The following is a 17,971-nucleotide window of genomic DNA, read 5'->3' as shown; positions in this document are numbered from 1 at the left end:
CTTGATTAGCCTTCGATAGCTTTTTTGATACGACCTAATGCATCTTCCAGCACGCTGGGCGCTGTGGCGTAGGAAATACGCATATGGCCATCGAGGCCAAAAGCCGAACCTGGAACCACGGCAACGCCAACGGTATTGAGCAGATGCTCAGAGAAGGCGAGGTCGTTTTCTAAGCCGAGCTTGGCGATTGCGCCTTCAACATTAGCAAAGGCGTAGAACGCACCATCGGCTGCTGAGCAGGAGATGCCTTCAATCTTGTTCAACGTCTCTACCACATAGTCGTGGCGCTCTTTAAAGGCTTTAACCATGGGCACTAAAACGTCTTGTGGGCCATTGAGTGCAGCTTCGGCGGCGGCTTGTGAAATTGATGCCGGGTTTGATGTTGACTGTGACTGCACTTTTTTCATGGCGCCAATCAGTTTGGCGGGGCCAGCGGCGTAACCGATACGCCAGCCAGTCATGGCATAGGCTTTCGACACGCCATTAAGCACGATGGTTCGGTCATACATATCGGGTGCGACGGTCACGATGTTTTCGTATTTTTCAGTCGTCCAGATGATGTGTTCGTACATATCATCGGTGGCTACGAGAATGCTTGGGTGTTTGCGTAGTACTTCGACCAAGGCTAACAACTCAGCTTTGGTATAGACCATGCCAGTTGGGTTAGATGGTGAGTTTAGTACGAGTAAGCGAGTTTTCGGCGTGATGGCTGCTTCGAGTTGCGCGGCAGTGATTTTATAGCCTTGTGACTGCGGGCACTCAACGATGACAGGCTTGCCATCGGCGACTAACACCATGTCGGGGTAGCTCACCCAATATGGCGCAGGAATGATGACTTCATCGCCAGCATTCAATAGCGCCAAAGTCATATTGAAGAAACTTTGTTTACCACCACTAGACACCAAAATTTGATTCAGCTCGTAATCTAGGCCTTGATCGCGTTTGAATTTAGCAATGATGGCTTTTTTCAAACCTGGCGTGCCGTCAACCGCTGTGTATTTGGTTTTGCCTTGAGCAATAGCTTCGACTGCCGCCGCTTTTACGTGATCTGGGGTGTCGAAATCTGGCTCGCCAGCACCTAAGCCAATAATGTCTTTACCCGCTGCTTTTAGCTCAGCGGCTTTATTGGTAACCGCGAGTGTTGGCGAGGGTTTGATGCTGAGTACACGATTCGATAGTTGGATATCCACTGACGACTCCTTGGCCTTTTGGGCATGGTCTAATAGGGCAAAAAACGGCTCATATCTTACCTGATTCAGGTCGTAGTGAATACCTGAGTGCCGAGCATGGGTGTCAGTAATGGCGTGGCGCCGGCTTCGCGTATCTCGTCTAAAAAGCCGAGTAGGTCGACGCCGGGGAGTAAATCTGGCTCCGCTTCAAGCGGCGTTACCATGGTGTCCCAATGACAGGGAATGACCCAGCGTGGGCGCAGTAGGCTAATGGCATCGCGGACATAATTTGGTCGTGCTTGGCGGCCAATAGCGCATAGACACAGAATGTCGCAGCGCTGGCCTTGTAACTGCTCATTGATAAAGTCGGCGGAGTCGATGTGCATTACTTTTAAAGAGCCGGTGTCGACCAGCCAATTCAGCACTAAGCCATGACGCAATTCATGCATGCGCGGCGGCCACGGCGGTGGAGCGCTGAGATCTCCGGGGAATGGGATACGACCCATTATCTTGCCGTGCAGTGAGGGTAGGCCGCGCACAGTCCATGGCCCAGAGGCGATGTCTTCATTGCCATCGGTAGCGAGTAGTTGTGACTCGGGCAGGCCTGCGGCAAGGCCGACTTGGCGCGTGGCTTGTGAGCCGATTAAGCGCGCGCCAGTTTGTTTGCAGAGATCAGGACCATCGAGAATATGGTCGTGATGGGCGTGGCCGATGAGCACGTCATCGGCGTGTGGGATATGTTTTTTTATTAGCTCGGCGTTGGGTATTAAGCGTTGTGTGAGCGAGGCAATGATGCCGGGGCGGGTCAGGTACGGGTCGAGCACGATGGTGCGATCGCGGTGGCTGATGACGAAGCCGGCGGTGCCGAGGTAGCGGATGCTGAGGGCATCCGAGTTGTGTGCATCCGCGGCGTTAACAAGGCTGCCTTCAGCCTCGGCTAGCGCGTGCGGCTGCTCAGAGATGACATAGGGCAGAGGCTGGCGTGGTGCCAATCCGATGAGTTTCTTCCAAGCTGCCATGACCATCTCCTGTTTTATAACCACCGTTTATTTTAGCCGCTGCGCCCAGCCACATACGCCGCAGTCAACGCATCTTGCGGTTGCTCAAAGACCTGCTGGCAAGCGCCGAACTCGATTAAGCGGCCTTGCTGTTCGCGTGTCCAGAAAAATGCTGTGTAGTTAGCAATGCGCCGCGCCTGCGCCAGATTATGCGTGACAATGATGACGGTATAGCGACCACTTAAGCGCTTAATTAGCTCTTCCACCACGCTCGCCGAGAGCGGGTCAAGTGCGCTGCAGGGCTCATCCATGAGTAAGATTTCGGGCTCCAACACCAGCGCGCGAGCAATGCACAGGCGTTGTTGTTGACCGCCAGATAAGCGCAGGGCGGGGCTATGCAAGCGCTCGGCGATTTCATCCCAGAGACCGACATCGCGCAGGGCTATTTCAATGCGGCGCTCGCGTTCGGTTTTATCGCGCACGCCATGCTCGCGTAAGGGCAAATCGAGATTGCGATGAATGCTGAAAGGAAAGGGGTTGGGACGCTGGAAAATCATGCCAATGCGGCGGCGCAAATTCAGTGCATCGATGCTGGCAATGTTCAGTCCATCTAGCAAGATTTCGCCGCCTACTTGGCAGTCTGGTAGATGTTCACTGAGGCGATTGAGACTGCACAGCAAGCTGGTTTTACCGCAGCCCGAGGGGCCAATCAGCGCCGTGATGCAGCCGCGTGGAATATCCAAGCTTACCTGTGAAAGTACAGTGTCTGCGCCATAACGCACACTGACATTGCTCAGGCTGAGATGCGCTTTCGGCTCGCAGCAGGCCTGCGTCTCAATGAGATCACCGAGGCTGGTGGCGTTCATATGCGTATGCTCCCGCGTAACCATCGGGTGCCGACCAGCGTTGCTGCGCCATTGACCAGCAGCAGCACGCTAATAAGCACTAAGGCGGTGGCGTAGGCATTGGCATCGCCACCGGTGACATTCATCGATAAATCATAGATATGCAGCGCCATGACGCGGCCAGAGTCGAACATCGATTCCGGGTAGCGATCGACATAGCCACTGGTAAACAGCAGCACGGCGGTCTCGGCTAAGATGCGTCCGATGCTGAGCATGAGGCCCGCGAGTATGGCCGGCATGGCCACGGGCAGCAGCACGCAGCGCAAGGCGGCGGTGCGCGATAAGCCGAGTGCTAGCGCGCCGCGTTGCCAGTCGGCAGGGACGGCGGCCAGGCCCATCTCAGTAGTACGAATGAGCAGCGGCAAAATCATGCAGGCCAGCGTGAGGCCGCCGGAAAGGATGGAAAACCCCATGCCCATCCAGATGCAAAAACACGCGGCACCAAAGAGGCCGAAAACGATGGAAGGCACGCCGGCAAGAATGTCGAGCAAGAGTCTTACTGTGCGTGATAATCGCCCGCCGCCGGCGGTGAAACTGTGCAGCCAGAGTGCGCTGCCAAGGCCCAGCGGCAGCGCCACTGCGAGTGCGATGGCCAGCACCCAAAGCGTGGAGACGATGATTGGCGCGATGCCGCCTGAGCGGCCAGCGCGTGTGGGTTCGCTGAGCAGGAAATCGAGGCTGAGATGAGCGAGGCCTAGGCGTAAAATATCGATAAGTATCCACGCAAAAATACCGGTGACGAGTGCGGCGCAGAGCCAGAGTAGCGCCGAGATTAACTGGCTGCTGAGCACTGTGCGCGGGTTTGCCATTAGGCTCATGCGCTTACTGTGCATAGGTGACTCCGCGCGCGCTATGGCGATGCGCCCACCAGGCCAATACGGCAACTAAGGCCATGAGCACGACGCCGGTAACAAATAAGCTGGCGCGATGGTTGCCGGTGGCATAGGCCATCTCTAGAGCCATATTGGCGGTGAGTACGCGCACGGAATCAAACACGCTGCCGGGGATTTGCACCACGTTGCCAGCGACCATGAGTACGGCCATGGTCTCGCCGAGCGCGCGGCCCATCGCCAACAAAGCTCCACTGGCGATACCGGCACGGGCGGCGGGCACGACCACGCGCCATTCGCTGCTGGCGCGACTCAAGCCCAGTGCGAAGGCGCCGTGAGCATAGTGCACTGGTACGGCAGCGATGGCGGCTTCGCTGGTCAGCGCCACGGTGGGCAGAATCATCAGCGCTAAAATTAAGATGGCAGCAAGCAGGCTCGCACCCGGCGGGGCGATTTGCGCAATCAGCGGCACCATCACGGTAAGGCCCCAGAGGCCAAACACCACTGATGGAATGCCGGCGAGCAGCACGATGAGGCGGCGGTAGCCATTGGCAATTGGTGTGGGCGCGTGAAAACAGAGAAAGACGGCGGAGGCGATGCCGAGTGGTAGAGCAAGCAGCATCGCGCCGAGGCTGGCGGCTAAGGTCGCCACCAACATGGGCCAGAGATTGAATTGGCCGGATGATGGATACCAGCCATCGCTAGTGAAAAAGGCTTGCCAATGGCCGTTGACGAGCACGGGCCAGGCCTCGCGCAAGAGAAAAGCGGCGATGAAAATTACCAGCGCCGCTGACCACAGCGCCAGTAGGCGAGTGCTGAAAGCTAGCGCGGCATCAGCGCGCCACGGGAACAAAATACTGATCCTTGACGATGTCATGCACCGCAGCGGATTGCGCGAAATCGATAAAGCGCTTGGCTAAACCGCTAGGCTTAGGTGTGGTCACGAGGTTCAGCGGTCGCGCCAGCGGAAAAGTTTCGTTGCTGACATTGGCTACCAGCGCTTTCACGCCATCGAGCGCGAGTAGGCGAATCGGCGTGCCGACTTCGGCTTCGTATTCGGCGGTGCCAATGGAGACATAGCCGATAGCACCCGGGTTACCTGCGACAGTTTTAATGCCTTGTTGGTTATCGCCAATAATTACTTGCGCGCGGATTTGCTCATTCTTCAGACCGAAGAACTGCGTAAATAACTCCAGCGTTGAGCGTCCTTCGGCTTTATTGACCACGGTGATGGCTTGGTCGCGCCCGCCTAGTGTTTTCCAATTGGTGATCTTGCCAGTGTAGATCGCGATAATTTGCGCCTTGCTCAGCACCTTCACAGGATTGCTGGCATGGGTGATGACGGTGACGCCATCGCGCGCGATGAGGTGGGCTTTGATGTCGGCCTCCTCAGGCTTTAAGGCGCGCGAGACCATGCCGATGTCGGCGAGACCGGAGCGGGCATCGCTAATGCCGCGCGATGAACCGCCAGACTGCACATCAATACGCACGCCCGGATTAAGTGACTCAAAGCGGCGGCCAATCTCTAAGGCCAAGGGCGCGATGGTGCTGGAGCCGGTGAGCACGAGCTTGGTGTCGGCAGCAAAACTGCTGGTGCTAAGAGCCATCAAAGCGAGTGCGGCGAGGGTGCGCAAGTTCATCTGTCGCTCCAAAAGTTGATGCGCTTAAGCGTCATGTTTTGCTAGGCAATTAGCAGCAACTGGCGCCATCGTTACTGCCTGCATTTATCGTCGCGTCAAACGGCACGCTGCCGCCGCAATCGGTGAACAAACCATAGTGCGTGTTGAAATTGCCGATGAACTCGAAGTGCTCGCGAAAGCGCGTGTCGGCGAGCATGGCCCAGGTGTTGCCGCAGACCGGGAAGACTTTGCCGGCCTCGATGTAATGGTGTTTATCGAGCACAAAAGCATGGGCGTTATCGGGCACGCTGCCACGATAAATCACAGCCTGACCATAGTCTTCGCAAGCGGGTTCTAGGCCATCGAGCTTAAACAAGCGGTAAGTCGCCGAGAAGAAGCGCAGCGTGCCGGTCACGGCGGCAATGGCAGGGTCGGTAATCGCCAATGGCCGATCTTCGACCAAGCGTGGGTCGGCAAAGCCGTGGCGCTTAGACAGCGAGACGAAATCATTCCAATACAGCGCGCCACCGAGGCATTCACCATAGATGACGGGATCGGCGCGTACGGCCTCGGGCACTCGGCGATCGGCATAAACATCGCTGAAATAAAACTCGCCGCCGGGCTTGAGTAGGCGCTGAATTTCACGCAGTACGGCGTCTTTATCGGGCGAGAGATTGATCACGCAATTCGAGACGATGACATCGAAGCTGGCGTCTTCTAGGCCGAGCTCATCGAGTTTTTCAATATAGCCTTTGATAAAGCGGACATTGTCGAAGCCAAATTGTTCGGCATGCCAGGCGCGATGATTCTCTGCTACGGCCAGTTGCTCATCGGTCATATCGACGCCGATGACTTCACCGCTGGCACCGACCAATTGCGCCAGCGCATAGACATCGCGCCCAGTGCCGCTGCCAAGATCGAGCACGCGGCAGCCTTCGAGTAGGGGCGGGCAGACTAGGCCGCAGCCGTAATAGCGCGACAATACTTCGGGATGGATGTTGCTAAGCAAAGGCTTTAGCCAGTTCGGCATCGAGGAGAAATCGCAGCAGGCCGTGGTTTTTAAGTCGGCGCTGGATTGCAGCTGGCGGCCGTAATAATCCTGCACGCTATCGAGTGTGGCCTGATTTGTTGATGTGGTCATTTTGAGGCTCCTATTACTGGCATGTGTCATCGCGCGTGGTGAGACGGAAATCGGCGAAATAGGCATGGGCTTTTTCGCCGGTATTGTCGGTGTCTGAAGCCACGGCGAGCAGCGCGGGTTTTGCTGCTTGATCAGGGAAGTATTTTTGGATGTCCGCACTTAAATCGCGACGCACGCTGACCCATTGCCCAGCTTTCGCAGGACCGGAATTGACCACGATCATGCGGGTGAGATCGGTGTAGGCGTTAGCCATGGAGGTGCCGACGGGGTAGCGGTTATCCCAGACGTAGTTCAGCGCGCCGTCGGGCACTTGGCTGCCAAAAATGGCGCGGCCGAGCTTAAGTTTGGCGCGTGTAACAAAGCTCATTTTTTCTGCTGGGATGCTGAGTGCGACATAGACGCGGGCGGCGTAATCGTCACCCGCTTTGGTTTTCATATTGGCATTTTTCAATGGTGCATCGATGCGCCAACTCCAGCACAGCACCGGCGTTTTTGCCAGGTCAACGCTCACAGCTCGGCCCATGAGCGCCATGCTGTTATCGGCTGTGGCCTCGATGCCAGTGATGCCATCGACGGTGCTGACGCGATACTCGGTGGGCTTGAGTTTGCTGCTGATGAGTGCGCGCTGCCATGGTGCCGGTACGTTGGCGGCAGGTTCGGTAAAGCGGCTCAGCGCAATGGGATCGGCGCTGACTGAGGTGCTAATGAGTGCGCTGCTTATCACGGCAGTGAGTAGTAAAAATGAGTGTGTTTTCATGATGAGCTCGGCTTAGCGAATCATTGGCAAAGGCCAATGATCGGGCAGGTAAATAAGGTCTTCCGGTGTATCGATATCGTGGCTGAGCGCGCGGATTTGATAGTTCCAGCCCAGCGCATCAAGGCGCTCATAGGTGATTTTCGCCACCGCTTCTGTGCTCCACGGCAGCGCGCTAAACAAGCTGTTATGACTCTTGCGTAGACCGAGCAGAGTGTAGCCGCCGTCCTCACTGGGGTGGATGACAGCATCGTGTTCGGCGAGCGCTGCACTGGCCTCGCGCAACCAGTCGCTGCTGAGTTCAACGCAGTCAGTGCCGACCAAAATCACGGCTTGATGATCGGCTAAGGCAGTCTCGGCGGCTCGCTGCATGCGCGCGCCTAAATCGCCATCGCCCTGCGCTACGCAAGTGATGTTTTCAGGTAGGTTCTGAACTTGCCATGCGGCATCATCTGGTGCTGGATCGCTACATAAGATGATCTCGGCAAAGCCCGCTTCTTGCGCAAATTCGAGGGTGGTGGCGAGCATGCGCGCGGCTAAGTCGGCGGCGCCATGCTCGCCAAGTGCCGGACTCAGACGTGTTTTACAGCGGCCTGGTGTTGGCGCTTTGGCAAAAATAATTAAAGCGGTCATGCGTATTCCTGAGCAATAGTCTCGGCGGAAGCACCGCGCCAATAGCGCCAACGTAGCCGCCACATCAGCCAAATCGTTGGCCATAAACCGTCGCGCTGCCAGCGTCTACCCGATGTCGTTACGCGCTGACGCAGACACACCGGCGCGCTTAACTGGCGCAGCTGTTTGCTGAGCTCGACATCTTCCATGATGACTTGTTCAGGCACGCCACCGGCGGCGGTCAGTGCTGCTCGCGTCATAAATATGGCTTGATCGCCGGTGGCAATGCCGGTGAGGCGCGAGCGCCAATTCATCATGAAGGCGACCATGTTTAGGCCGCGCACGGTACCGGCAATTTGCACATCGAAACGGCCCCAGCAGGCGCTGCCTGTGGCGAGTGCTTGCTCGATTAAGCTCAGGGCACTGCTAGGTAGCACGGTGTCGGCGTGTAAAAACAGTAGGTTGTCATGTGTGGCAAGCGTTGAGCCGAGCGCGAGCTGATAACCCCGGCCACGCTGTGGGCAGCGCAGCACGGTAAAGCCGGCGCTTTCGAGATGTTCGGTAGTGGCATCTGTGCTTTGGCCATCGACAATGATTATCTCAGCATCGAGTTCGCGCAAATGCTTGAGGCGGCCAATCAGTTCATCGATTAGCTCGGCCTCATTGAGTACCGGCACGATAATTGAGATGCCAGCAGCATGGCGGCTTTCAGCGCTAACTGCTTGGTCTCTCGAGTTGCTTGTGGGCATTAATCACCACCTCGCATCCAGCGGTGATAGCGCTCAACCCAACGCAACACACCTTGTGGCGCATGCGCACGTTTCCACTCACCAGCGGCGTATTTATTTGCCTCAGCCCACGTTGGGTAGGTATGAATTGTGCCCAAAATCTTATTTAGCCCAAGACCATGCTTCATCGCCAATACATATTCGGCTAGCAAGTCACCGGCGTGCTCGCCAACAATGGTTACGCCCAAAATGGTGTCCTTGCCAGGCACCGTGAGTACTTTCACGAAACCATGCGCGGCGCTGTCGGCAATGGCGCGATCAAGATCATCAATGCCGTAGCGCGTAACTTCCACAGCGATGCCTTTTTCCTCGGCCTCTTGCTCGCTCAAGCCCACACGCGCCACTTCGGGATCAATAAACGTGGTCCACGGAATCACGCGGTAATCGACCTTAAAGCGCTTAAATTGGCCAAACAGTGCGTTGACGGCGGCATACCAGGCTTGGTGCGCGGCAACATGGGTGAATTGATAGGGCCCAGAAACATCACCGGCGGCATAAATATTGGGGTAGAGCGTTTCTAAATAGTCGTTGGTGGTGACCGTGCGTGCGGTGGGGATGCCCAGATCTTCAAGGCCATAGCCACTTAGGCGTGGTGAGCGGCCAACGGCGCAAATGATTTCATCGAAGCCGATGCGCTGCTCATTGCCCTCATGCTCAACAACTAAAGTATTGCCATCCTCTACGCGCAAGGCTTTGTGTTGTGTCAGCACGTTTACGCCATCGTGAACTAGGCTTTCTAGGGCGTAGGCAGAAACGTCGATATCTTCGCGAGCGAGTAGGCGATCGCCCATTTCCACTTGCGTCACATTGGCGCCGAGGCGGGCAAAGCTTTGTGCTAATTCGCAGCCAATCGGCCCGCCACCAAGCACAACCAAACGTGCTGGCACGTGATCGAGTTCGGCAAATTTAGCCCACAGTGTATCGCTGGTGACGCAGACATCGGCTAAGCCCGGCAGCGGTGGTACAAACGGTGCAGCACCGGCGGCAATAATGATGCTGCGCGCGGTCAGGCGCTCACTCTGGCCATCGGGTTGAGTGATTTCCACGGTCCATGGATCGATGAGTTTGGCGTAGCCTTGGCGGACATCGACACCGAGGTTGGTGTAGCGCTCAACGCTGTCATGCGGCTCGATGGCGGCGATGACAGCATGGATGCGGGCCATCACGGCACGAAAGCTAAAGCGCGCAGTGTGTGATTCCAGACCATAGTCTTCGCCATGGCGCATTTGCTTGGCGAGCTTGGCGCTGCGAATCAAGGCCTTGCTCGGCACACAGCCATAGTTCAGGCAGTCGCCGCCCATTTTATGTGCCTCGATCAAGGTCACTTTTGCCTTCACGGCGGCGGCGATATAGGCGCTGACCAAGCCAGCGGCACCGGCACCGATAACGATGAGGTTGCGATCGAAAGTCTTAGGTTTCTGCCAGCGTGCATAGACTTTACGGCGTTGCAGCCAGCTGGTGATGGCTTTGGCAATAAACGGAAAGATGGCGAGTAGGGCGAATGAGAGCAGCATCGCAGGTGAAATAATGCCCTTTAATGAATCTAGCTGCGCCAGCTGTGTGCCAGCATTTACATAGACCACGGTGCCGGCAAACATGCCGATCTGACTAACCCAGGCATAGGTCCAGACGCGAATTGGCGTGAGGCCCATGAGTAAGTTGACGAGAAAAAACGGGAACACGGGTGCTAGTCGTAGCGTGAATAAGTACAGCGCGCCATCGCGAGCGATACCGTCGTTGATGGGCTTGAGGCGGGCACTGAACTTTTCTTGCACGCTGTCGCGGAATAAATAGCGCGATAATAGGAAGGCTAGCGTCGCGCCAAGCGTGGAGGCAAAGGAGACCAAAATGGTGCCTTGCAAGAGGCCAAATAAAGCACCTGCGGCGAGCGTTAAAATAGCGGCGCCCGGCAGTGATAGAGCCGTGGCGACCACGTAGATGGCGAAGAAGCTACCAGCAAATAGCAGTGGTTGCTCAGCTTGCCATTGTGCCCACTGGGCTTGACCTTCGCGCAGGCCGTCAAGGCTAAGGACATTGAGCACGCCGGATTGTTGCAGGGTAACGATGGCCGTAATGACGACGGCGGCGATTAGCCATTTTTTCATAAAGCGATACTCGAAGCGGGCGAAGTGTTGAAAATAAACCGATAAAGCGAATCAGTGACCTTAGTCATGCAGCGCACCACCACAGCTGCTGCCTTGGCCGGCGGTACAGCCATAGCAATGATCTGCGATATGAATCGGATTATTGTCGTAATTGCTGTGGAGTAAATCGCGCAGATTGGGCGCGGCATTCTCTGTATCAGGCAGGCGCAAGCCTAGTTGCTGGTTAAAGTCGCAGTCATACAACGAGCCTTCGTAATCCACACTAATGGTGCTGCGGCACATCAGCTCGGCAAGGTTGCCGGCGGCATAATTAGCCTTGAGCAAATCCATATAGTCGTGAAACTGGCCTTTGGAAATTAGCATGCTGCCAAAGCGCTGAATGGGCATATTGGCAAGCGTAAACAACTGATTAAAGCGAATGCCAAAATGCGCCATCAGTTCGCGTTTGTAGTCGATCTCTAGCGCGTGTTGATCGGGTGGCAGGCTTGGGCCTTGCGGGTTGTAGACTAAGTTCAATGTGAGCTTTGGGTCGCTGCCGTAGCCCAGAGCATTGAGCTGCTGCAGGCCTTTAATGCTTTTATCGAAGACGCCGTCACCACGCTGTTTATCAACATTCTCTGCGCTATAGCAGGGCATTGAGGCCACTACGGTGACGTTATGTTCAGCAAGAAAAGCAGCGGTATCTTCATGGCCAGGTTCAAACAAAATCGTTAGATTGCAGCGATCTATCACTTGCACGCCCAACGCATGAGCTGCACGCACGACATCACGAAAGCGATGATGAATTTCTGGCGCGCCACCGGTTAAGTCGAGCTGGCGAATATTATGTCGCTTGAGAATCTCAGGGATGAGATCGATCATCTCATCGCTCATCATCTCGGTGCGCGTAGGGCCGGCGTTAACGTGGCAATGCAAACAGCGCTGGTTACACTTATAGCCAAGGTTGATTTGCAGCGTCTCAATGGCGCGACGGCGAATCGCGGGGAAGTCGGTGGCTTCAAGTAGTGGCAGCGTGGCTAGCATAGGAGTCTCTAGTCTTAATAGGTGTTGGTAATGAATAGACGCATGCTGCGGCCTGTTCGTTACAGGCGCAATTGCGCAGAGTGGGAATACTTATAAATCGGCTAAACGGTAGCGCTCGACAAAGCGTGTATCGATCCAACGTTTCAGCCACCAGAGCCAACGGCCGCTAAGCACTAGTGGCCCCCACGATAAAATCGCGTGCTCAGGGCCGGTGGCCAGTAAAAACAGCGAAACAGGCTTTGGCCGGTAGGGCAGCAATTGCCAGCGTGCTTGGCAGTGATGGTTTAGGGCATGCCGTAGATTTTTTGCCAATACAGGGCCGGCCATCACCGCGTGAACTCCTGCTCTTGTAATGGCAAGGTGTTCGGGCGCGCTGACATCGCCAATGGCAAATACGCTCGGGTGTGATTGGCTTTGCAGGGTGTCATTGATGGCGATAAAGCCATTTTTGCTGCGGCGCAAATCGCTTTCTGCGATCCATTCGGGGGCACTAGCTCCGGTGGCAACAATGACTAAATTAGCGGCCAACTCATGCCCAGAATCTAAGCTCACGCCGATGGGGCATAGCTGCGCGCGACCGCTGCGTATTTTTATCCCGCGTTTTTTCAACCAATACGCGGTGGTTCTTGCTACTCGGCGATGATGGCCGGGTAGCAATGTAGTGCCGCTGACTAAGCTCACTTCTGCGCCGCGATGAGCGTAGGCAAACGCCAGCTCGATGCCGCCTGCACCTGCGCCAACGACGACGACTTTGTTAGGGTATTTAGCTGTTAGCAGGCCATTTAATGGGCGCACCGACAACACCTTTGTTTCAGCACTAGCAATGCCTGAAAGCATGGCGGTAACGCTGCCGGTGTCTAGCGAGAGCAAGTCATAGTGCACGATTTTACCGCTGGCGAGCTGGCAGCATTGCCGTTCGGCATCAAGGCTAATGAGCGTATCGAGCACCACGGTAGCTCCGGCCGCTTTAGCATAGTCGGCCACGGCAATTTGGCATTGCTCCAAGCGCATATGGCCGGCGAGATAAGCGGGCAGCAGGCCTGAGTAAGTCAGCATGGGATCGGGCGTCACCAGCGTTACGCGTGCTGGGAAAGGATGCTGGCGCATAGCTTCAAGTACCGCCAAATGGCCGTGGCCGCCGCCAATCAGGACTAAGTGTTTTGGCTCGGGCGTGGTGTCTATAGTCAATGCTAAGTGACCTCACTGGATTGAGTTAATGCAGAATAGTGGCTTGACCTTAGCATGTCAGGGCATGGTAAAAGTTCAGCTCGTATTCATTTGTGAAAAGGCAGGGCAAGATGGCAAAGCCACGAATTGGCGTAATTGGCGGTAGTGGACTCTATCAAATGGCAGCCATCACCAATGTGCAAGAGCAAGTGGTGGAGACACCGTTTGGCATGCCATCGGATGTGATTGTCACTGGCGAGTTGAGTGGTGTACCGGTAGCGTTTTTAACCCGCCATGGCCGTGGTCACCGCTTTCTGCCCAGCGAAGTACCGTATCGCGCCAATATCTATGCACTGAAATCTTTGGGCGTGGATTATGTCATCGCGGTGTCGGCCGTGGGTTCGTTGCAAGAGCATATGAAACCGCTGGATATGGTGCTGCCGAGCCAGTTTATCGATCTCACCAAGCAGCGCGCGCAGAGCTTTTTCGGTCAAGGCGTCATTGCTCATGTCTCGCTAGCTGAGCCGGTGTGTTTGGCGCTGCAATCGGTATTAGCCGAAGCTGTGCGTGAGGTGAAGCCTGTCGATGTTGAGCTGCACGTTGGCGCGACTTATGTCTGCATTGAGGGCCCGCAGTTTTCTACGCAGGCCGAATCGCATTGGTATCGCTCCATGCAAGCCGACATTATCGGCATGACCAATATGCCGGAAGCACGCTTGGCACGTGAGGCCGAGATGGCCTATGCCACGCTGGCACTGGTCACCGATTTCGACTGCTGGCACCCGAAAGAAGCGCATGTGAGTGCCAATATGGCGATTATGAATTTGATGCGTAATGCCGAGCAGGCGCAGGCGGTGGTGGCAAAAGCTATTGAGCTGCTGGCGGCAAGCTGGCCAGCATCGATTGCGCATAACGCGCTCGATACTGGCTTGATTACTTCGCCTGCCGATATGGCTCCTGAGGTGCGCGAGCGCCTAGCCGCTTTAATTGCGCGCCGGCTTTAAATCGGCTTTAAGAGCATCAATTCGACTATCGCGGCCGCAAGACAGCCGGTAGTAGTTGTAGCGCACAGGGTTGGTTTTGTAATAGTTCTGGTGATAATCCTCGGCAGCATAAAACGTGCTGGCGGGGACGATTTTGGTGGCAATTTTAGCTTTAACGCGCTGCTGAAATGCCGCTAGGCTGCGTTTGGCAATGTTTAGTTGCTTCGCGTCTTGCGGGAAAATAGCTGGTGCATATTGCGAGCCACGATCGCAAAACTGACCGCCGTTATCTAGATAGTCGTGATGCGACCAGAAGTAGTTCACCAGTGTGTCGTAACTGACCACGGATGGGTCGTAGAAAACCTCCACAGCTTCGTAATGCCCGGTGCCACCAGCAGACACTTCCTGATAACTAGGGTTTTTCGATTTGCCACCGATATAGCCTGAGACAACTTCTGTCACGCCTTTCAGTTTTTCGTAGTCAGACTCGCTGCACCAAAAGCAGCCACCGGCAAAAATGGCGCTAGCCGTTTCAGGCTTTGCGCTAGCAGTTGTTGGTGCAGTGCTTGTTGAGCTGGTGCTGGTTGCGGCCAACGCTATTGCGGCAGTGCAAGCCAATGCCGCGCTTACTAAGCCGGCTTTTATCCAAGAGATTTTCATCATTAACCTCGCAGCGCAGGCAGTTCAGTGCCTTCATCGACAAAGGCCAGTGCTAAGCCATTATTGCAATAGCGCAAGCCGGTTGGCGCTGGGCCATCTTTAAACACATGACCTTGATGGCCGCCGCAACGGGCGCAATGATATTCCGTGCGCAACATGAATAAGCTGCGATCGTCTTTGGTGCCAACCGCTTTCGGGATGACATCGAAAAAGCTTGGCCAGCCGGTGCCGCTTTCAAACTTTTGAGCGCTTTTAAATAAAGGCTGATAGCAGGCCGCACAAACAAAAGTGCCGGGCTTTTTATTGGCATTTAAAGGGCTGGAGTTTGGTCGTTCAGTATTTTCTTCAAACAGCACTGCCCAGGCTTTCTCGCTGACTTTATCGCGCCAAAAGCTTGCCGGCTTCGCCAGAGTGCCGAATGCCTTGCTGTCATCGTGAAAAAATCCGCTGGCATGCGCTAATGGTTTCGAGGCCCAGGCGCCAGCAGCGACAATGGCCGTGCCTAAAAAGGTATTTTTTAATGCAGTGCGACGATTCATTAGAGTGCTCCTAAGGCAGCTATGTGTGGTGCCTGTGTTTTAGACACGAGCAAGGCCTTCAGCGTTACACTGTGGCCCTAAATTGAGAGGTTGCCAATGTCACAAGCAGGGTCAAAAGCCGCGCCGAGTGCAAAAATTTCAGCTGATCAGAGCGTGAAGGCCAGCGTTATGCCTGAGGCCGAAGGCGAATTTCAGCTGGTATCGCGCTATCAGCCGGCAGGCGATCAGCCAACGGCCATTGCTGGCTTGGTTGAAGGTTTGCGCGATGGCTTAAGCCATCAAACGCTGCTGGGTGTCACTGGCTCAGGCAAGACTTTCACCATGGCCAATGTCATTGCGCAGATGCAGCGACCAGCGATCATTATGGCGCCAAATAAAACCTTGGCGGCACAGCTATACGGTGAATTTAAAGAGTTTTTCCCGAACAACTCGGTGGAATACTTCGTGTCTTATTACGACTACTACCAGCCTGAGGCTTACGTACCGTCTTCAGATACCTTCATCGAGAAAGATGCGGCGATTAACGAGCATATCGAACAGATGCGGTTATCGGCGACTCGTGCATTATTGGAGCGTAGAGACTCCATCATTGTAGCCACGGTATCGGCGATTTACGGCTTGGGCGATCCACAGTCATATATGAAAATGCTGCTGCATATTGCTCGCGGTGATCGCATCGACCAACGTGGCATTTTGCGGCGTTTGGCTGAGTTGCAATACAAGCGCAATGATATCGAGTTTTTTCGCGGCTGTTATCGCGTACGCGGCGACATCATCGATGTGTATCCAGCTGAGTCTGATGCACAGGCAGTGCGCATTGAACTATTCGATGAAGAAGTGGAGTCGATTTACTGGTTCGACCCGCTAACCGGTGAAGCACGCCAGCGCGTTGCCCGCGTGACGATTTACCCAAAAACGCACTATGTGACGCCGCAGGAACGCATTCATGCGGCTATCGAGTCAGTTCAGATCGAGCTTAAAGAGCGAATTGAGTGGTATCGCGCCAATGACAAGCTGCTTGAAGCTCAGCGTATTGAGCAGCGCACAAAGTTTGATTTAGAGATGCTGCAACAGCTCGGTTATTGCCAAGGCATCGAAAACTATTCGCGTTATTTGTCAGGCCGTGAGCCGGGCTCAGCACCGCCCACATTGTTTGATTATGTGCCAGCTGAAGCGTTGTTATTTATTGATGAGTCGCACGTCACTGTGCCGCAAATTGGCGGCATGTATAACGGCGACCGTTCGCGTAAAGATAATCTAGTGACTTACGGTTTTCGTCTGCCATCGGCAATGGATAACCGGCCGATGAAGTTCACCGAATTCGAACGTATATCGCCGCAAACTATTTTTGTCTCGGCCACGCCTGGCGCATATGAGGCCGAGAAAGCTGAGGCGATCGTGGAGCAATTGGTACGCCCGACCGGCTTGGTTGATCCTGAAATTGAGATACGCCCAGCTAGTACACAGGTCGATGATCTGCTCTCGCAAATTCACACACGTGTTGCTGTTAATGAGCGGGTCTTGGTGACGACGCTAACTAAGCGCATGTCGGAAGATTTGAGCGAATATCTCAATGAGCATGGCGTGAAAGTGCGCTATCTGCATTCCGACATCGACACTGTTGAGCGCGTCGAAATCATTCGTGATTTACGTTTGGGCGTATTTGATGTGCTGGTTGGCATCAACTTATTGCGCGAAGGTTTGGACATGCCCGAAGTGTCCTTGGTGGCTATTTTAGACGCTGATAAAGAAGGCTTTTTGCGCTCCGAGCGAGCCTTGATTCAGACCATTGGCCGTGCTGCACGCCACTTAAATGGTAAGGCAATTTTATATGCCGATCGCATCACAGGCTCTATGGAACGCGCCATTGCCGAGACTGATCGACGCCGCGACAAGCAAATAGCATTTAACCTTGAGCATGGCATCACACCCAAAGGCGTAATGCGCCCAGTCAGTGATATTTTGGAAACTTATGCCGGGGCAGCAGCAGCGAATGGTGGCGGCAAGCGTAGTAAACGTGGCGGCGATCGCACGGGCAGCTTGGTGAATTTGCGCGATCCGAAGGCTATTGCCGCTGAAATTACCGTATTGGAGAAGGCCATGATGGCTAGTGCGCGTAATTTGGAGTTTGAGGAAGCTGGGCGCATCCGTGATCACATCTCACAGCTACGGTCTCAGTTGTTAGTGGCAGGGTAATGAGGTTTTTGCCGTATTTTTAGGCATTTACAGCGTGCAATGCACGAATGTTGTGCACATGTCACTAGGGTGGCTGTGCATTTGCTGAGCGAATGCTAACTTAGCCGACGAAAAACTGTACAAACAGGCTAAGTCATTGATTTTAATCGATGATAAGTATTCGTTGAAAAAAGCGCCAAACGGTCAGAGGCCGCTTGTAGTGCGGACCCCGGCCGTTATCCTCGGACTTGCCCACAAAGTTATCCACAGCAATTGGGGATAACCTGCGAGCAGACTGTTTTGCGGGATAAGTCCTTGATTATTGCGAAGCAGCGGGTGTTTTATCAGCACTAGGCAGGCCTACAAGTGACCAGCGGGCCAAACTCTTTTGCTTGAGCGAACCCAAGTACAACCAGCCATCGTATTCGCGCACGGTAGTAATCGGTGCGTAGCTATCGGAGCTGCTATTTTGCAGGTTAGCAACAACCTTGCCATCGCTATCT

General features: G+C 54.9%; 18 protein-coding genes. 2 read left to right on the top strand and 16 right to left on the bottom strand.

Annotated elements, in window-relative coordinates:
- Positions 1–5 precede the first annotated feature (5 nt).
- The 13 genes from AC3DKE_RS02660 to AC3DKE_RS02600 form a co-directional block, all read right to left on the bottom strand.
- Entirely contained in the window at positions 6–1,190 is a 1,185-nt protein-coding gene (locus AC3DKE_RS02660) for a pyridoxal phosphate-dependent aminotransferase (protein WP_340674534.1), read from the bottom strand.
- 65 nt (positions 1,191–1,255) lie between these two features.
- Positions 1,256–2,188, bottom strand: coding sequence for an MBL fold metallo-hydrolase (locus AC3DKE_RS02655; RefSeq protein WP_340674533.1), 933 nt, complete (start codon positions 2,186–2,188; stop codon positions 1,256–1,258).
- Between the two features lie 32 nt (positions 2,189–2,220).
- The gene (locus AC3DKE_RS02650) at positions 2,221–3,033 is read right to left on the bottom strand and encodes a phosphate ABC transporter ATP-binding protein (protein WP_340674532.1); all 813 of its coding nucleotides are present in this window, start codon (positions 3,031–3,033) and stop codon (positions 2,221–2,223) included.
- Positions 3,030–3,905, bottom strand: a complete 876-nt coding sequence (pstA, locus tag AC3DKE_RS02645) for a phosphate ABC transporter permease PstA (RefSeq protein WP_484217317.1) — start codon at positions 3,903–3,905, stop codon at positions 3,030–3,032. The genes AC3DKE_RS02650 and pstA overlap by 4 nt, the downstream gene beginning before the upstream one ends.
- Positions 3,895–4,779: a phosphate ABC transporter permease subunit PstC gene (pstC, locus tag AC3DKE_RS02640; protein WP_484216522.1), complete on the bottom strand. Its 885-nt coding sequence runs from the start codon at positions 4,777–4,779 to the stop codon at positions 3,895–3,897. Before pstC ends, pstA begins: the two co-directional genes overlap by 11 nt.
- The gene (locus AC3DKE_RS02635) at positions 4,736–5,542 is read right to left on the bottom strand and encodes a phosphate ABC transporter substrate-binding protein (RefSeq protein WP_487990007.1); all 807 of its coding nucleotides are present in this window, start codon (positions 5,540–5,542) and stop codon (positions 4,736–4,738) included. The genes pstC and AC3DKE_RS02635 overlap by 44 nt, the downstream gene beginning before the upstream one ends.
- A gap of 49 nt (positions 5,543–5,591) precedes the next feature.
- The gene (locus AC3DKE_RS02630; protein WP_411729953.1) at positions 5,592–6,662 is read right to left on the bottom strand and encodes a methyltransferase domain-containing protein; all 1,071 of its coding nucleotides are present in this window, start codon (positions 6,660–6,662) and stop codon (positions 5,592–5,594) included.
- A 13-nt stretch (positions 6,663–6,675) separates the two neighbouring features.
- The gene (locus AC3DKE_RS02625; RefSeq protein ID WP_411729954.1) at positions 6,676–7,419 is read right to left on the bottom strand and encodes a DUF3047 domain-containing protein; all 744 of its coding nucleotides are present in this window, start codon (positions 7,417–7,419) and stop codon (positions 6,676–6,678) included.
- Positions 7,420–7,431: 12 nt separating this feature from the next.
- Positions 7,432–8,049 carry a TIGR04282 family arsenosugar biosynthesis glycosyltransferase gene (locus AC3DKE_RS02620; RefSeq protein ID WP_487990005.1) on the bottom strand — a complete coding sequence of 206 codons (618 nt, stop codon included), beginning with the start codon at positions 8,047–8,049 and terminating at the stop codon, positions 7,432–7,434.
- The gene (locus AC3DKE_RS02615) at positions 8,046–8,777 is read right to left on the bottom strand and encodes a TIGR04283 family arsenosugar biosynthesis glycosyltransferase (RefSeq protein WP_484216526.1); all 732 of its coding nucleotides are present in this window, start codon (positions 8,775–8,777) and stop codon (positions 8,046–8,048) included. Before AC3DKE_RS02615 ends, AC3DKE_RS02620 begins: the two co-directional genes overlap by 4 nt.
- Entirely contained in the window at positions 8,777–10,921 is a 2,145-nt protein-coding gene (locus AC3DKE_RS02610; RefSeq protein WP_487990003.1) for a dihydrolipoyl dehydrogenase family protein, read from the bottom strand. Before AC3DKE_RS02610 ends, AC3DKE_RS02615 begins: the two co-directional genes overlap by 1 nt.
- 60 nt (positions 10,922–10,981) lie before the next feature.
- Positions 10,982–11,944 carry an arsenosugar biosynthesis radical SAM (seleno)protein ArsS gene (gene arsS, locus AC3DKE_RS02605; RefSeq protein WP_340674523.1) on the bottom strand — a complete coding sequence of 321 codons (963 nt, stop codon included), beginning with the start codon at positions 11,942–11,944 and terminating at the stop codon, positions 10,982–10,984.
- 90 nt (positions 11,945–12,034) lie between these two features.
- Entirely contained in the window at positions 12,035–13,132 is a 1,098-nt protein-coding gene (locus AC3DKE_RS02600) for an FAD-dependent oxidoreductase (protein WP_487990002.1), read from the bottom strand.
- A 110-nt stretch (positions 13,133–13,242) separates the two neighbouring features.
- On the opposite strand from AC3DKE_RS02600, the gene mtnP reads away from it, so the two are divergent.
- Entirely contained in the window at positions 13,243–14,115 is an 873-nt protein-coding gene (gene mtnP / locus AC3DKE_RS02595) for an S-methyl-5'-thioadenosine phosphorylase (protein ID WP_487990000.1), read from the top strand.
- On the opposite strand, the gene msrA is transcribed toward mtnP, so the two are convergent.
- Both msrA and msrB read right to left on the bottom strand, forming a co-directional pair.
- Positions 14,095–14,757: a peptide-methionine (S)-S-oxide reductase MsrA gene (gene msrA, locus AC3DKE_RS02590; protein ID WP_487989998.1), complete on the bottom strand. Its 663-nt coding sequence runs from the start codon at positions 14,755–14,757 to the stop codon at positions 14,095–14,097. The two genes, mtnP and msrA, sit on opposite strands and share 21 nt — an antisense overlap.
- Complete coding sequence (gene msrB / locus AC3DKE_RS02585; RefSeq protein WP_411729962.1) at positions 14,757–15,293, bottom strand: peptide-methionine (R)-S-oxide reductase MsrB; 537 nt, start codon at positions 15,291–15,293, stop codon at positions 14,757–14,759. The genes msrA and msrB overlap by 1 nt, the downstream gene beginning before the upstream one ends.
- 168 nt (positions 15,294–15,461) lie before the next feature.
- Here msrB and uvrB point away from each other — a divergent pair, with 168 nt between their 5' ends.
- Positions 15,462–17,489: an excinuclease ABC subunit UvrB gene (uvrB, locus tag AC3DKE_RS02580; protein ID WP_340674542.1), complete on the top strand. Its 2,028-nt coding sequence runs from the start codon at positions 15,462–15,464 to the stop codon at positions 17,487–17,489.
- Between the two features lie 298 nt (positions 17,490–17,787).
- On the opposite strand, the gene AC3DKE_RS02575 is transcribed toward uvrB, so the two are convergent.
- The coding region (locus AC3DKE_RS02575) for a hypothetical protein (protein WP_487989996.1) at positions 17,788–17,971 on the bottom strand (184 nt) is incomplete at its 5' end.

The organism is Paraperlucidibaca sp., from assembly GCF_982810325.1.
This window is presented reverse-complemented; position numbering and strand designations above follow the sequence as displayed.

Excerpts from the sequence above, each read along its gene's own strand:
- AC3DKE_RS02620 (WP_487990005.1), bottom strand. The coding sequence starts at position 8,049 with ATGACCGCTTTAATTATTTTTGCCAAAGCGCCAACACCAGGCCGCTGT.
- AC3DKE_RS02615 (WP_484216526.1), bottom strand. The coding sequence starts at position 8,777 with ATGCCCACAAGCAACTCGAGAGACCAAGCAGTTAGCGCTGAAAGCCGC.
- AC3DKE_RS02610 (WP_487990003.1), bottom strand. The coding sequence starts at position 10,921 with ATGAAAAAATGGCTAATCGCCGCCGTCGTCATTACGGCCATCGTTACC.
- AC3DKE_RS02625 (WP_411729954.1), bottom strand. The coding sequence starts at position 7,419 with ATGAAAACACACTCATTTTTACTACTCACTGCCGTGATAAGCAGCGCA.
- AC3DKE_RS02655 (WP_340674533.1), bottom strand. The coding sequence starts at position 2,188 with ATGGCAGCTTGGAAGAAACTCATCGGATTGGCACCACGCCAGCCTCTG.
- msrB (WP_411729962.1), bottom strand. The coding sequence starts at position 15,293 with ATGAATCGTCGCACTGCATTAAAAAATACCTTTTTAGGCACGGCCATT.
- pstA (WP_484217317.1), bottom strand. The coding sequence starts at position 3,905 with ATGCACAGTAAGCGCATGAGCCTAATGGCAAACCCGCGCACAGTGCTC.
- AC3DKE_RS02650 (WP_340674532.1), bottom strand. The coding sequence starts at position 3,033 with ATGAACGCCACCAGCCTCGGTGATCTCATTGAGACGCAGGCCTGCTGC.
- AC3DKE_RS02635 (WP_487990007.1), bottom strand. The coding sequence starts at position 5,542 with ATGAACTTGCGCACCCTCGCCGCACTCGCTTTGATGGCTCTTAGCACC.
- uvrB (WP_340674542.1), top strand. The coding sequence starts at position 15,462 with ATGCCTGAGGCCGAAGGCGAATTTCAGCTGGTATCGCGCTATCAGCCG.
- pstC (WP_484216522.1), bottom strand. The coding sequence starts at position 4,779 with ATGACATCGTCAAGGATCAGTATTTTGTTCCCGTGGCGCGCTGATGCC.
- msrA (WP_487989998.1), bottom strand. The coding sequence starts at position 14,757 with ATGATGAAAATCTCTTGGATAAAAGCCGGCTTAGTAAGCGCGGCATTG.
- AC3DKE_RS02630 (WP_411729953.1), bottom strand. The coding sequence starts at position 6,662 with ATGACCACATCAACAAATCAGGCCACACTCGATAGCGTGCAGGATTAT.
- mtnP (WP_487990000.1), top strand. The coding sequence starts at position 13,243 with ATGGCAAAGCCACGAATTGGCGTAATTGGCGGTAGTGGACTCTATCAA.
- arsS (WP_340674523.1), bottom strand. The coding sequence starts at position 11,944 with ATGCTAGCCACGCTGCCACTACTTGAAGCCACCGACTTCCCCGCGATT.